The organism is Microcystis sp. M083S1, from assembly GCF_020246405.1.
GTDB classification, from domain to species: Bacteria; Cyanobacteriota; Cyanobacteriia; order Cyanobacteriales; family Microcystaceae; genus Microcystis; species Microcystis aeruginosa_C.
In genome coordinates, this window is sequence record NZ_JADBTB010000210.1 from 1 (window position 1) to 14,577 (window position 14,577).

The window sequence follows — 14,577 nt, forward strand, 5'->3', positions numbered from 1 at the left end:
TTGGAGGGATCGGGGGTAAAATTCAGGTACTTTTTCCCTGAAAATTAGGTAACTGACTACCTCAAAATCGGTAAAACCCTACACCCCACACCCCACACCCCACACCCTGCCCCCACGAAAAACTTTTTCAGCAGCCCCTACTTAGGGTTTGCGGCAAAAAGTTTATTGGTGGGGTTAGGAGTCAGTAGCCGGTCGTCAGTAGCCGGTCGTCGGTCGTTTCAGGCTTTGTTGCCCTCTCTTTTTGTACCAGCTTTTGTACTCCAAAAGGGATAATGCAAGGTTTTTGAAGGTTTTAATCCTATTTTCGCAGCATGAACATCGGATTTTAACAGGTCAAAAGCCTTATTTTAAAAGGGTTTTACCATTATTCAGCCAGCCCTAACTAACAATATTCCAATCAATTTCCATAGCACGACACCCCTGCAACTTACCAATTAAATGATGACTAGGCCACCCCAAAGTTTGATAGGGGTCTATCGCTAGAAGTTTTTGATACTTCGACCAACGAGCCTGCAATTCGGCAGGTAAACAAACTAAATCATTTTGAAAATCAGCTACCCATTGCACGAAATAATGACTTTTAGTAGCCACAACTTTTCACCCATTCCCTTAACTCATCCTCATCAATCTCTTCCTCTGCTTCAACCCCAGTTATCCATTTCTTTGGATTACCTAAATCTTCTAATCTCTTAATTCTAAAGCTTCTGCTGATGTAATTTCAGGGTCATCTTCCAGAATAATAATAACCTCTACTTTTCTCCCAGGGAAAAGCTGATCTGACTGAATTTCTAGACGACCATCTGACTGAACAAAAATTGTTTGACGAATCGCTTGAGTCATTAGTAACCTCTTGGCTTTTGCTGATGTTAATGTAGGCTAAAAATTTACCTTCAGTCATCAAATTCAATTTTTTTTAGACTGAGTATGCTATCTAACAAGTCTTTTTACTCTTGAATACGACATATTTTTATAATATTACGTTACGCCATGCCGACCAATCTTGCCGTTGCTTGAACTGTCAAAACAGTGCGATCGCCGATTGCGTAGGGGGTGTCCCATTATCCCACTAATCGAAAAGCAGCATCAATCGGCAATTGTAACGGTAAGGATTGATTCCAGCGTTTCGAGAAAAATAAAATCTCCAAATTCTCAATCTCCCCAGAAGTCGGATTTAGACGAGCGACAATTTCATCCCCAATCTCCTCCGACTCTTGATCTGCATAGGGAGAACAGACATCTACATAAAGAATATCTCCCGTCGGGTCATAGCGAAAAGTTAGATTTTTTTCCATACCATTATTCCCCCTGTAATTTTTCGGGCTGTGTATATAGTCACGATCCAATGACGACTAAGAGCAGTTTGGGAAACCACCACCAGAATTAAAAATCGTCCCGTCCGAATCGTTGAAAACCACTTAGAAAATAACAACGCCTTTTCATCATGATCGCTAGAACGAATTAAATCTGGATCAGCTAAAGTCTGGGCTAATTGCTCCTCATAATCGGGTAATGTACCCGGATGGCGATCAATAATATGCTGTTCTCGCTCATCGGTTAATTCAACCTCTACCTCTAAATAACCACAGAAAAAAGACCTTGCCAAATTTTCTTCATGTCTCCAAAACTGATCTTAAATTTAAAAACCAAAACTTAATCATCGGCGATCGCTGCTGCCAATATCAGATACATGAAACGTGAAAACCACTCAGCCTTGCGACAAAGCATAAGCTAATTGCTCTTGATCAGAAGCCCCAATCAGTCCTTCCTCTGAAGACATTGTAACATCAATCCCTCGCACCCTTAAACCTTTGGCGATTGCGTTAGAAACACTTTTATCTTAATTAAACTTTAAAACCGCGATCGCTTTAGCCTTGGCAACTGCGATCGCTGGTGGGCATTGTTAAGTTTTCTTGAACGGGCGATTTTCGTGATCAAGAGTAGAACCATCAATATTTATGGTTCGGTTGGCTCTTGGTATTATACGGATGTCTGTGGAGAAATGGGTCTTATACATTCCAGTCAAATTAAATTTGACAACTAGAGAGCGCGTTTCTACGGGAACACAGAAACGGGTAGAATCGATCAATGCAGTTGTTTTCTTTCGAGGTGTCGTCATTAGTAAGAAAGCTACCCGTTCCTTAGCCGGTATTGCTGGAATTGTCGCCGTTGCCACCTTAATCAGTAAGGTTTTTGGTTTAGTCCGCGAACAGGTAATCGCCGCTGCCTACGGTGTTGGGCCGGTGGTGAACGCCTACGCTTTTGCCTACGTTATCCCCGGTTTTCTGTTAATTCTCCTCGGTGGCATTAACGGTCCCTTTCACAGCGCTTTGGTCAGTGTTTTGGCCAAAAGAGATAAATCCGAGTCCGCGCCGATTGTCGAGACTGTCACCACCCTAGTCAGTGCGATTTTATTAACTGTCACCGTCTTTTTAATCGTTTTTGCCAATATTTTTATCGATGTTCTCGCCCCCGGTTTAGATGCCGCCACCCGTGCCATGGCCATTCAACAACTGCAAATTATGGCCCCCATGGCGGTTTTAGCTGGTTTAATCGGCATCGGTTTCGGTACTCTCAACGCGGCAGACCAATACTGGCTACCGAGTCTCAGTCCGCTTTTTTCCAGTGTGGCGGTGATTATCGGGGTGGGTTTGCTGGCTTGGTTCGTTGGCGATCGCATTGATGAGCCGCAATATGTGCAACTGGGGGGTTTTGTCCTCGCCGGCGGTACTCTCGTCGGGGCGCTCTGGCAATGGTTAGCACAAGTGGGCGCACAAGTCAAGGCAGGTTTAGGAAAATTAACATTTCGTTGGGATTGGCGGATACCGGGGGTGTCGGAGGTGTTGCGGGTGATGATTCCGGCGACCTTATCTTCGGGAATGTTGCATATTAACGTTTATACTGACCTCTTTTTCGCTTCTTTTATCGAAAATGCCGCCGCTTCCATGCGTTACGCCAGTTTTATCGTTCTCACGCCCTTGGGCATCATGTCTAACATGATTCTCGTGCCGTTTATGCCGATATTTTCTCGACTGACGGAACCGGAAAATTGGGGAGAATTGAAGCAAAGAATCCGTCAGGGTTTATTATTGACGGCTTTAACCATGTTACCCTTCACCGCTATCTTTATCGCCCTCGCTTTCCCGGTAGTGCGGGTTATCTATCAACGGGGTGCCTTTAATCTGGCTGCCTCGGAACAGGTGGTTCCCGTATTAATGGCCTACGGTTTCGGGATGTTTTTCTATCTCGGTCGCGATGTTTTGGTACGAGTGTTCTATGCTTTGGGTGATGGCGAAACTCCTTTTAAGGTGAGTATGGTAAATATTTTTCTCAATGGTGCGCTGGATTTCCTCTTGTATAGACCTTTTGGTACTCCGGGGATTGTTTTAGCAACTGTGGGGGTTAATATCCTTTCTATGGGCATTTTTACGGTGATTTTAAATCGTCGTTTAGGAGGTTTACCTTTGGGAGAATGGGGTTTATCCTTATTGGGATTAACGGTAATTACAATGCTTTCTGGTGTTGCTAGTTGGGGTGCTAGTTGGGGTTGGGAAAAGGTTTTCGGTGCTGGTAATATTTTCCTACAATTATTACAGTTAGGTTTTGCTTCAACCGTAGCGGTGGGTTTATTCCTCCTCGGTGCGATGTTATTGAAGTTACCTGAATTAGACCTGTTAATCTCGCGAGTTCGTCAGAAGTTCTTGAAAAAATCTTAGGTTTAAGTTGCTGCCTCACCTCATCATTACATAGGGTTTGCTGAAAAAGTTTTTTCTGGGTGTAGGGTGTAGGGTGTAGGGTGTAGGGTGTAGGGTGTAGGGTGTAGGGTTTTACCGATTTTCATCTGGTCAATTATCTAATTTTCAGGGAAAAAGTCCCTGAGATAATTAGAACCAGATATTTTCGGAGGTAGGGGTGCAGAATTGCGAAAGGTTATTTATTTTTAGGAATTGGGGGAAGTTGAGGTGATTTTCGGCGAGAATTAGAACCGGATATTTTCGGGGGTAGGGGTGCAGAATTGCGATTAGATAAACTTTGAAGGCTCTTTTTCATATTAGCAGGTTCTGGCAGTTCTAGAGTTACCCCTTCTCTAGCGGTCATTGTTTCCTCTGGTAGGCATAAATCAAAAACAAAGGCAGAATTATTGGTTAAATCAGCAAATTCTAATTTTATCATCTCCGCAGAGGATTCTTGTGCTAATAAAGGTTCAATTTCGGTTTTAATTAACTGTTCTAATTGAGCCAGATAATTGATCTTAACAGGAGTAACAATTAAAGTTAACACTTCTTGCCAACCTTGCCCCCCCAATTCGGCCAAAATATCCCCATAACAGCGAATTTTCCAGCTACCTATTCCTAAATCTCGATAGGAAAAAATTTCCAGCCAACCCCCGGCATCCGATCGATAATAATGGGTATATCGTTCGCTACTTTCGGGAGATTCGTAATCGATACGCACTTCGATATGAGCAAAAGGAGAATCCAGACGGGCCAAAAGACGATAGTTTCCCGAGACAATTTCTAGGGAATTAGTAGAAATTGTGCTTCCGTGATTCTCCCCTTGTTTTTGCAGTATAAATTCCATAATCCTAGCCTAGGACTGATGTTTGGCCTCTTAGGTTTGGTGGGTAAAATGTATTTTAGGATACAGTCCCGCCAGCGAGCGAGTGGAATGAACCACAAAGACACAAAGGACACAAAGAATAAGAGAGCCTAATGTTTGCCCATGACGCTAAAACTTAGGATTTGTGCCGGGAGATTTGCGCTTTTAATTCCCCTGCTTGTGTCAGTAAATCCGCTTGGGTTAGACTAATTTGTTCTTGGGTGGCCATCCATTTCAGTTGTACCGTGCCATTTTCAGCCTCAGCATCCCCCAAAATTATACAGCCCACGGCCTTAGCTCGATCGGCCCGTTTAAATTGTTTTCCGAAAGCGCTGCCGCTTAAGTCTAACTCGACGCTAAACCCCAATCCGCGTAATTGTTGCGCTAACACCGCACTGCGGGCCTCAGCTTTTTCTCCTTTGGAGACGAGATAAAAATCGGGAACCAAAAAAGATAAAGATTGCTTTTGTTGTAATAATATAATCAGACGTTCTAAACCGATTGCCCAACCCACTGCTGGTGTGTCTGGTCCGCCTAATTGAGCTATTAAACCATCATAACGACCCCCACCGCAAACCGTGGCTTGAGCGCCTAAATCATCGGACTGAATTTCAAAGGCCGTATGGGTGTAATAGTCCAATCCTCGCACTAAACAGGGATTAAGATTATAGATAACTCCCAAATCGGTTAGTAAAGATTGCACCCGTTCAAAATGCTTTTGAGAATCACTGCCGAGATGCTCAAGAATACTGGGGGCATTCTTACAGATAATCTTGGTTTTCTCGTCCTTACTATCCAAAATTCGCAGGGGATTTTTTTCTAATCTCTGTTGAGAATCCGCGTCTAAATCAGCTTTGTAGGGAGTCAAATAATCTAGCAGGGCCTGACGATAATTTTGCCTATCTTGGGCATTTCCCAGGGAATTAATATCTAATTTTAGGTTTTCTAGCCCCACAGCTTTTAATATCTCGCTGGCAAGGGTAATTACTTCCACATCCGCCCTAGGATCATCACTTCCCAACAATTCGACCCCGATTTGATGAAACTGTCGCTGCCTACCCGCTTGCGGACGTTCATAACGAAACATCGGCCCCTTATACCAGAGTCTTTGTACTCCTCCGGCGGCCTGTAATTTGTGTTCAATATAGGCGCGAACGACCCCAGCCGTTCCCTCTGGTCGCAAAGTCAGGGAACGTTGACCGCGATCAAAGAAAGTGTACATTTCTTTACCCACCACGTCCGTCGCTTCGCCGATACCCCGTTCAAAAAGTTGCGTCTGTTCAAAAATGGGAGTTCGTATCTCTTGATACAGCGCAGTCCCTAAAATTCTGCTGGCAGTTTCCTCTAACCACTGCCAGTAACCGACCTCCGCCGGTAAAATATCTTTTGTGCCTCGGATTGCCTGGATTTCGCCCATAGTTCTCTGTATTTTTATCCCTATTTGAACAATCTTAAACCGCTTAGAGTCACTAATACCGTCGATCCTTCATGACCGATGACACCAAGAGGTAAAGTTATATCACCGGCAAAATTGGCTATTAGCAATATGCCGATAAACGCGAGGGCGAAGGTGATATTCTGTTTAACGATGCGATTGGCACGACGACCAAGGTTAATCGCGCTGGGAATTTTGGCTAAATTATCGGACATAAGGATAATATCGGCCGTTTCCAAGGCCACATCACTACCAGCTTTTCCCATGGCAATCCCCACATTAGCCATAGCTAAAGCGGGCGCGTCATTAATGCCATCCCCCACCATAGCGACAGTGTGATATTTTTCTTGGAGATTTTTGATCACGGTTAACTTATCTTCGGGCAGTAAATCAGCGTAAACCTCCTCAATACCGAGTTTTTCAGCAACTTTATCGGCACTTTGTTGATTATCACCCGTAATTAAAACGATATGTTCGATACCGATCTTTTTTAGCTGCTTCACCAGATTAACTGCCGATTCCCGCAGGCTATCGGCCACAGCGATCGCCCCGATTATCTGATTCTCTTGTACTACCCAGACGAGGGTTCTGCCTTCTTTTTGTAAACGTTCGCGCATAGCTAAAATATTCTGGTCAAGATCAGTAATATGGTCACGAATATAGGCAAAATTGCCCACAGATACCGACTTATCGGCAATTTTTCCCGTGATACCCCGTCCCGATACCGCTTGCACCTGATTAGCACTGAAGAAATTTATACCACGTTCCCTGGCTGTGGCGGTAATAGCGGATCCGATGGGATGTTCCGAACAGAATTCTAGGGCTGCAGCCACCGCTAACACCTCATTTTCGCTGACTGCATGGATAGGGATAATTTCCACCACTTGCAACTTACCAAGGGTGAGAGTGCCGGTTTTATCAAAAGCGATCGCTCGTATGCGGCCGATCATCTCCAATCTTGCGCCATTTTTGAATAAAATCCCCTGTTTTGCCCCGTTAGCGATACCCGATAACAAAGCCGGCATAATTGAGGCCATTAAAGCACAGGGAGAAGCCACCACGAGAAAAATTAAGGCCCGATAGATAGTGGTTTCCCAAGTCCAACCCCAGAAAAAAGGCGGTAAAATCCCGAAAATTAAGCCCAAAATCACGATAATTTTCGCATAACCTCGCTCGAAACCTTCGATAAACTCTTGGGAGGGAGGGGATTCATTTTGTGCCTTTTCTACCAAACGAATCACCCTCTCAATTAAGCGACTTTCGGGGGGAGTTTCCACCTTTAAACGTAGCACTCCCGCACCGTTGAGAGTTCCCGCAAAGACTTCTTCCCCGATGGTTTTATCCACGGGAAGCGATTCTCCCGTAATTGGCGCTTGATTAATGGGACTGTTTCCCTCCATAATAATGCCGTCAATGGGGATTAATTCGCCCGGTTTGACTAAAACTGTGTCACCGATCCGTAATTGCTTGATAGGAACCTCTTTTTCCCTGTCTCCCGTGATTAATCTAGCAGTATCGGGAGTCATCGCCATGAGAGAACGAATATTGCGATCGGTTTTTGCCATGGCAATCTGTTCTAATGCGCCACTAATAGCGAAAATCAGGATTAAAATGGCTCCATCGATGATGAGATAGTAATTACTATCCCAGAGTCCCAAAATCGCCGCCCCCAAGGCCGCTACAATCATTAACAGGTCCACATCTAGTTCTTTTTCCTCCCATAAAGTCGTCAATCCTGCTTGGGTACTCTCGTATCCTCCCACCAGATATGCGATCGCTAGTAGGATAAAAGCTGGGCCGATCAGATTAAAGTGTAGGCATAACCAACCAAAAAAGACTAAAATAGCGCAAATTCCTGCGGCAACTGCCGAGGAATACTCAGACAACCAAGAGGACGAGATACTCTGAATCATGGATTGATGGCAATTACTTTTCTCCCCATTCTAGAAAAAATTAGATCGATGCAGAAAACCCCTATGTGGTATTCACCGGTGCGAAGGCTCTCTTAGGTTTGCTGGTTAAAATGTATTCTAAGATACAGTCCTGCTGGCGAGGGAGTGGAAGGAACCACAGAGGCACAAAGGACACAAAGATCGATCACTACATTCAGTTAAACTGATCAGACAAAGAAGAGTGGAAGGAACCACAGAGGCACAAAGGACACAAAGATCGATCACTACATTCAGTTGAACTGATCAGACAAAGAAGAGTGGAAGGAACCACAGAGGCACAAAGGACACAAAGATCGATCACTACATTCAGTTAAACTGATCAGACAAAGAAGAAGAGAGCCGTGCGAGTTAGGAGGAAGCGGAAAATTGGCTATTAGAGGACGAATTTGAACCGGTAGAGGGACGACTTTCGGCAGTAGAGATATAATTTCCTTATCTTCCTTTCCCCCTTTCTTCGATGCTATCCTTACTAAAAAAGCTCTGGAATTGGCTAAAATCGCTCTTTATTGCCAGTCCGAAGGCAATTAACCCCAAAGAAGTCAAAAATACTCCTCCAGAACCCAGCGATGGGGAATATGAAGGGATATTGATGGGGTTATTCGAGCAGGTGGCGGCGGGAACCACTACCGGCGGGTTACGGGGATGGCTATACAGTCGCCATTGTGACGATAAAAAGCTGGCGCGGTGGCTAGGGGTCAAAAGCGAGGAATGGCTACAGTATCCGGAAGATTATCAAACTTTAGGGCGGGATCTGGCGGCTTTAGGCAAGGTGATGACGGGAAATCTGGGGGAAGTATCCCAACGGATTAGCCTCCAGTTACGCGACGCGGTGAGGGATGTTTCCAGTGTGGAGGGGGAAAATCTATGCTCAAAGGAGACGGATTTAACGGAAGTGGTTCAGGATGCCGAATTCTGGTTTGAGCAAGGAAACCAGAAATACATGAATGGGGATTTTCTCGGCGCGATCGCATCCTGGGATCGCGCTTTAGAAATGAAACCCGATGACCATGAAGCTTGGAACAACCGAGGGGTTGCGTTAGGTAATTTAGGCAGATTGGAAGAAGCGATCGCATCCTACGATCGAGCTTTAGAAATGAAACCCGATTACCATGAAGCTTGGCACATCCGAGGGATTGCGTTATATAATCTAGGCAGATTAGAAGAAGCGATCGCATCCGACGATCGAGCTTTAGAAATTAAACCCGATTACTATTATGCTTGGAACAACCGAGGGGTTGCGTTAGGTAATTTAGGCAGATTTGAACAAGCGATCGCATCCTACGATCGAGCTTTAGAATTTAAACCCGATTACCATCAAGCTTGGGACAACCGAGGGAGTGCGTTAGATGATTTAGGCAGATTTGAAGACGCGATCGCATCCTACGATCGAGCTTTAGAAATTAAACCCGATAAGCATGAAGCTTGGAACAACCGAGGGAATGCGTTAGCTAATTTAGGCAGATTTGAAGAAGCGATCGCATCCTGCGATCGAGCTTTAGAATTTAAACCCGATTTACATCAAGCTTGGAACAACCGAGGGAATGCGTTAGCTGATTTAGGCAGATTGGAAGAAGCGATCGCATCCTACGATCGAGCTTTAGAAATTAAACCCGATGACTATTATGCTTGGAACAAGCGAGGGATTGCGTTAGATAATTTAGGCAGATTTGAAGAAGCGATCGCATCCTACGATCGAGCTTTAGAAATTAAACCCGATTACTATTATGCTTGGAACAACCGAGGGGTTGCGTTAGGTAATTTAGGCAGATTTGAACAAGCGATCGCATCCTACGATCGAGCTTTAGAAATTAAACCCGATAAGCATGAAGCTTGGTACGGCCGAGGGGGGGCCGTTTGTTCTCTGAGTAAAAATCGTATTTCTACTCCTAGTCTAGAAGCTCTCATTTACCGTAAACCGATAGTAGCCCTTAATGACCGAGAACCCCATATTTTCGCCCTCCGGGAGGCACTTCCCCACCTCATTCAAGGATCGCCTCCGTGGGGGCAAATTTATCGCTATCTAGGGGAAGCTTATCTGGGACATTCCCAGTATAAAGAGAATGCTAGTCCCTATTGGCGCGAAGCAATCCGACATTATCAAATCGCTTTACCGATTCTCACCGAAAAAGACTTCCCCGAAGATCATTTAGAAATTCTGCAAGGATTGATCCGCGCTCATCTTTCCCTACAGGAAATCCCTGAAGCGCGATTCTATCAACAACAGGGGCGCCACCTTTTCACCCGACTACGCGCCCAGAAACGCGATAAACCGGCTTTTGAGGCAAAATTCAGCAGTTTTAGTCACCTAGAAATCGATTTACTGATCGAGGAAAATCATCCTCTAGACGCAATTGAACAGGCAGAATTTTATAAAAATCGTTGTTTGACTTGGATTCTCGATAGTTGGCAAGAAAACCCCACCAGTCCCGATTATGCCACTATCCAAAGCCTGACCAGTCCGAATAAGGCGATTATTTACTGGTATCTCAGCGAGGACAATCTCACCACCTTTATTATCACCCCAGAGGCTGATCCCGTCATTCTAGAGCCAGAACAACGCCGTCAACCAGCGCGACAGTTTCGGACTTGGTTAACTGAATGGGATAAACAATACCTTGACTATGCCAGTAAAAAAGAAACCGAGAATAAACAAAATCACCCCTGGAGATTGTCACTTAACAGCCGTTTTGCCCAATTAAAGCGGATTTTACAGATCGATAAAATTCTCGAACCTTTGCCGGTTTCCGTTGATTCCCTGATTCTCATCCCCCACCGGGATCTGCACCGCTTCCCCCTACATACCCTCTTCCCCGAAAAATACACCGCCACCTATCTCCCCTCTGCTCAGGTCGGTTTGCGTCCCCAGTCCAGCGATTTCTCCTATTCTCCCCTCCTCAGCGTCGAAGACCCCAAAACGGAACAAAAACCCATGGATTTCGCCCAACTGGAATCAGCGATTATTAGCCATATCCTGCAACCGAGCCAGAGAATTAGCCCGAAAAAGGCATCACGCGAAAACGTCCGCAAAGCCCTCGAAAATGCCCATAAAACCTTTCATTTCACTGGTCACGGCTTTTATGACTCTTTTCGTCCCCAGGAGTCTGCGATCGCCCTTAGCGATGGTTTATTGACCGTCCGGGATATCAACAAGCTCAACCTCTCTAGTTACCGTCTCGTCTGTCTGGCTGCCTGTGAAACCGCTCTCACCGGTAAGGATGGCATTACCACCGAATACGTCGGCCTCGTCAGTGCTTTCTTGGCAGCCGGTGCGACTAATGTGGTCAGTACCCTCTGGCCGGTGAAGGAGATTTCTAGTGCTTGGTTTATGATTAACTTTTATCAAAGATTATTAGCGGGTGAATCTCCGTCCCTAGCTTTGAAAAATACACAAAATTGGTTAAAAAATATCACTTGGCAGCAAATAGCTAACTGGATCGAGCAACTTGGACAACTTCCCGACCTAAGGGAAGGGGTCGATCGACTGGAGGTGAGGGCGGCGAATACTTTGAAGGAAGGCAGTACAATAGGGCTAGATCAACTAACAGAATATAGTGATCCTTACCATTGGGCGGCCTATACCCTGACTGGACAGGACTAACTTATGGAAATTCCCAAAACAATTATCGATCTTGAAGCGCTGCTAATCGCCCTCGCACAGCAGACTGAACCCTTGCCAGAATATCTACAGCGATCGCTCAAAGAAATTGAACGATTATTAAGGGAAGAACAACCCCAGGCAGCAACACAATTGCGGCAACTTGTCAAGGATTTTCCCCCCCTAGAAAAAGCTTATAAAAAAGCGATCGAAGAGTTAGACGCAGCCTATGCTAACCAAGAACGCACCAAAAGTTTAAGCGTCACTTTTCCCGATAGTTTAGATTTCGAGTCCCTATTTATTAATGATGTTATTCCTAGCCAAGATTGGGTAAAAACTGCCCAAAAATTAGCTGGATCCCCCCTGCCCCCCTTGATAAGGGGGGTGCCGACAGGCGGGGGGATCCCCCTTGATCCAGGATCCCCCCTGCCCCCCTTGATAAGGGGGGTGCCGACAGGCGGGGGGATCCCCCTTGATCGCGAGGGTGCTGATTCCCCTCGATTTTGGGATAAAGCCGATCGCCTGATGGTGGTAACGGTGGGAGGTGCAGCCCTAGGGGGATCGATTGCGGGAGTTTATGGCGCGGTTATTGGTGCGATATTAGCGGCCGGCTGCGGATGGTATATTACTTTTAGGAAAGCAAAATCAGCATAAATTTTTGATGAAGATTGTTAACATTGAAAACTTTCTTTTGTTAATCGGAACCTTGGTTATTACCGCAAGCGTGGCAGTGGTTACAAAAAAACAGCCAAGACGGGGAAACAATAAATCTTATCTAGAAATTCTTTTTGTTTCTGGGTTAAGTTTATCGGCTGTATTGGCAATGTCTAAGGTCGTCCATAAAGTGTTAACTGATGAAGATTTTCAGAATTGCCTTGGCTCGGATAGTCAAATCCTTATTTTGTTAGCTGCTGTTCTCGGTATCTTTATTTCTATTCAAGAGATTTGGAAATTATTTGAAGCGAAGTAATAGAAATGCCAGCTTTATCCATATCCAAAAGTTATACTAAATCCTGTTGAGAAGGTTTTGATCCCCCCTTGATCCCCCCTTAATAAGGGGGGCGCTGATCCCCCCTTGATCCCCCCTTAATAAGGGGGGCGCTGATCCCTCCTTGATCCCCCCTTAATAAGGGGGGCGCTGATCCCCCCTTGATCCCCCCTTAATAAGGGGGGCGCTGATCCCCCCTTGATCCCCCCTTAATAAGGGGGGCGCTGATCCCTCCTTGATCCTAGGGTTGATTCATTGTAGGGTTGATTCATGAATCAACCCTACTACCCTTAATAAGGGGGGTGCTGATGATTTTTAACACCTACCTACTTAAAACTACATTCCCATAATTTCGTAACCGGAATCTACATAAATAATCTGTCCGGTAATACCACTAGCAAGATCACTGGCTAAAAAAGCGGCCGTATTTCCCACCTCAATTTGTGTCACCGTGCGATGTAAAGGAGCGATTTCTTCCACATGATGGATCATATCAAGAATTCCCCCCACGGCCGAAGATGCCAAGGTGCGAATTGGACCGGCAGAAATACCATTAACTCGGATCTTTTGACCACCTAATTCGGCGGCTAAATAGCGAACACTCATTTCTAAACCAGCTTTTGCCACCCCCATTAAATTATAGTTAGGAATTACCTTGACACCACCGAGATAGGTAAGAGTGATAATACTTCCCCCTTCCGTCATCAAAGGTTTAGCCGATCGAGCTAGACGGGTTAGGGAAAAAGTGCTAATATCTAGGGATTTAGTGAAAGCTTCCCGAGGGATGGCGGTAAAATCGCCCGTTAAACCCTCTTTATCGGCAAAAGCGAGACAGTGAATCAAAATATCCAGTTTGCCCCATTTTTCCGCCACTGTAGCGAAAGTATCTTCTACCTGTTGGTCATTTTGGACATCGCAGGGGACATAAAAAGCGGGATTAAGTTCATCGGCCAATTCTCGCACTTTTTTCTCAAAGCGGCCTTTTTCGTCGGGGAGATAGGTGACACCGATATTTGCACCAGCTTGATGGAGTTGTTGGGCAATTCCCCAAGCGATCGAGCGATTATTGGCAATTCCCGTCACTAGGGCGTTTTTTCCCGTTAAATCTAACATAGTTCTCGTTTCTCTTACAAAAATCTCCCCAATAGCCGACCCCAGCGAGATTCGGTATAATAGGGATACAGATAACGGGGCAGCAATGATCACCCCTCCCCCATTGTCTGGCAAAAAGCGCCCAAAACTTTTCCCAGTTTAGCGAGCGGTTGTGTTTAATAGAGGTGACACTCGTTGGATAATAAAAACAATTTTCCCCTTTTTTGGATGTGAGATGGACTTATCATTAATACAAGATAAACCCCTAGCAGATGTGTTCCGTCGAATCGGCAGCGGCAATTTCCCCCCGGTGGTGGAGTTGTTCGAGCGTGGCAAAACGATCTTTTTCCCGGGAGATCCCGCCGAAAGAGTCTATTTTTTGCTGAAAGGAGCCGTTAAGTTATCGCGAGTCTATGAAGCGGGAGAGGAAATTACCGTGGCTCTACTGCGGGAAAATAGCGTCTTTGGTGTGCTATCCTTACTCACCGGCCAGCGATCAGATCGTTTTTATCATGCCGTGGCTTTTACTCCGGTAGAATTACTCTCGGCCCCGATCGATCAGGTAGAAAGGTCCCTCCGCAATAATCCCGATTTATCAATGTTGATGCTGCAGGGGTTGTCCTCGCGGATTCTGCAAACGGAAATGATGATCGAAACCTTGGCTCACCGGGATATGGGTTCACGTTTGGTCAGTTTTTTATTGATTCTCTGTCGTGATTTTGGGGTTCCCACCACCGATGGTATCCGGGTTGACCTAAAATTGTCTCACCAAGCGATCGCAGAGGCGATCGGTTCTACCCGCGTCACTGTCACCCGTTTATTGGGAGAGCTGCGGGATCAAGAAATGGTCTCAATTTACAAGAAGAAAATTACCGTCCATAATCCCGTCGCTCTCAGTCAACAATTTACTTAAATTCTG

13 protein-coding genes are annotated in these 14,577 nt (G+C 45.4%); 5 read left to right on the forward strand and 8 right to left on the reverse strand.

The window, feature by feature from the left end; all coding sequences use genetic code 11:
* Positions 1-378 precede the first annotated feature (378 nt).
* The 4 genes from IM450_RS19275 to IM450_RS19290 all read right to left on the reverse strand — a co-directional run bounded on the left by IM450_RS19275 (position 379) and on the right by IM450_RS19290 (position 1,603).
* Positions 379-591: a hypothetical protein gene (locus tag IM450_RS19275; protein ID WP_287664676.1), complete on the reverse strand. Its 213-nt coding sequence runs from the start codon at positions 589-591 to the stop codon at positions 379-381.
* Positions 592-681: 90 nt separating this feature from the next.
* Positions 682-840, reverse strand: a complete 159-nt coding sequence (locus IM450_RS19280; protein ID WP_287664673.1) for a hypothetical protein — start codon at positions 838-840, stop codon at positions 682-684.
* A gap of 218 nt (positions 841-1,058) precedes the next feature.
* Positions 1,059-1,292 (reverse strand): DUF2283 domain-containing protein, encoded by a 234-nt coding sequence (locus IM450_RS19285; protein ID WP_002769319.1) that lies wholly within the window; start codon positions 1,290-1,292, stop codon positions 1,059-1,061.
* Positions 1,277-1,603, reverse strand: a complete 327-nt coding sequence (locus tag IM450_RS19290) for a hypothetical protein (RefSeq protein ID WP_287664670.1) — start codon at positions 1,601-1,603, stop codon at positions 1,277-1,279. Before IM450_RS19290 ends, IM450_RS19285 begins: the two co-directional genes overlap by 16 nt.
* Positions 1,604-1,985: 382 nt before the next feature.
* On the opposite strand from IM450_RS19290, the gene murJ reads away from it, so the two are divergent.
* A complete protein-coding gene (gene murJ, locus IM450_RS19295) occupies positions 1,986-3,713 on the forward strand; it encodes a murein biosynthesis integral membrane protein MurJ (protein ID WP_287664678.1) in 1,728 nt (575 codons plus the stop codon).
* Positions 3,714-3,927: 214 nt separating this feature from the next.
* Here murJ and IM450_RS19300 read toward each other — a convergent pair whose 3' ends face one another.
* The 3 genes from IM450_RS19300 to IM450_RS19310 form a co-directional block, all read right to left on the reverse strand.
* Positions 3,928-4,578, reverse strand: a complete 651-nt coding sequence (locus IM450_RS19300; protein ID WP_287664668.1) for a hypothetical protein — start codon at positions 4,576-4,578, stop codon at positions 3,928-3,930.
* Between the two features lie 154 nt (positions 4,579-4,732).
* Entirely contained in the window at positions 4,733-6,013 is a 1,281-nt protein-coding gene (gene hisS / locus IM450_RS19305; protein WP_287664666.1) for a histidine--tRNA ligase, read from the reverse strand.
* Positions 6,014-6,033: 20 nt separating this feature from the next.
* Positions 6,034-7,944, reverse strand: a complete 1,911-nt coding sequence (locus IM450_RS19310) for a heavy metal translocating P-type ATPase (RefSeq protein ID WP_287664664.1) — start codon at positions 7,942-7,944, stop codon at positions 6,034-6,036.
* Between the two features lie 496 nt (positions 7,945-8,440).
* Here IM450_RS19310 and IM450_RS19315 point away from each other — a divergent pair, with 496 nt between their 5' ends.
* The 3 genes from IM450_RS19315 to IM450_RS19325 are packed head-to-tail and all read left to right on the forward strand — an operon-like array spanning position 8,441 to position 12,548.
* Positions 8,441-11,581, forward strand: coding sequence for a CHAT domain-containing protein (locus IM450_RS19315; protein WP_287669887.1), 3,141 nt, complete (start codon positions 8,441-8,443; stop codon positions 11,579-11,581).
* Positions 11,582-11,584: 3 nt separating this feature from the next.
* The gene (locus tag IM450_RS19320; protein WP_287720665.1) at positions 11,585-12,232 is read left to right on the forward strand and encodes a hypothetical protein; all 648 of its coding nucleotides are present in this window, start codon (positions 11,585-11,587) and stop codon (positions 12,230-12,232) included.
* Between the two features lie 7 nt (positions 12,233-12,239).
* Entirely contained in the window at positions 12,240-12,548 is a 309-nt protein-coding gene (locus IM450_RS19325; RefSeq protein WP_287669891.1) for a hypothetical protein, read from the forward strand.
* Between the two features lie 354 nt (positions 12,549-12,902).
* Here the strand turns inward: IM450_RS19325 and fabI are convergent, their stop codons facing one another.
* A complete protein-coding gene (gene fabI, locus IM450_RS19330) occupies positions 12,903-13,679 on the reverse strand; it encodes an enoyl-ACP reductase FabI (RefSeq protein ID WP_002760333.1) in 777 nt (258 codons plus the stop codon).
* Positions 13,680-13,893: 214 nt separating this feature from the next.
* Between fabI and ntcA the strand changes: the two genes are divergently transcribed.
* Positions 13,894-14,571, forward strand: coding sequence for a global nitrogen regulator NtcA (gene ntcA, locus IM450_RS19335; RefSeq protein ID WP_002793163.1), 678 nt, complete (start codon positions 13,894-13,896; stop codon positions 14,569-14,571).
* The last annotated feature ends 6 nt before the right edge of the window (positions 14,572-14,577 follow it).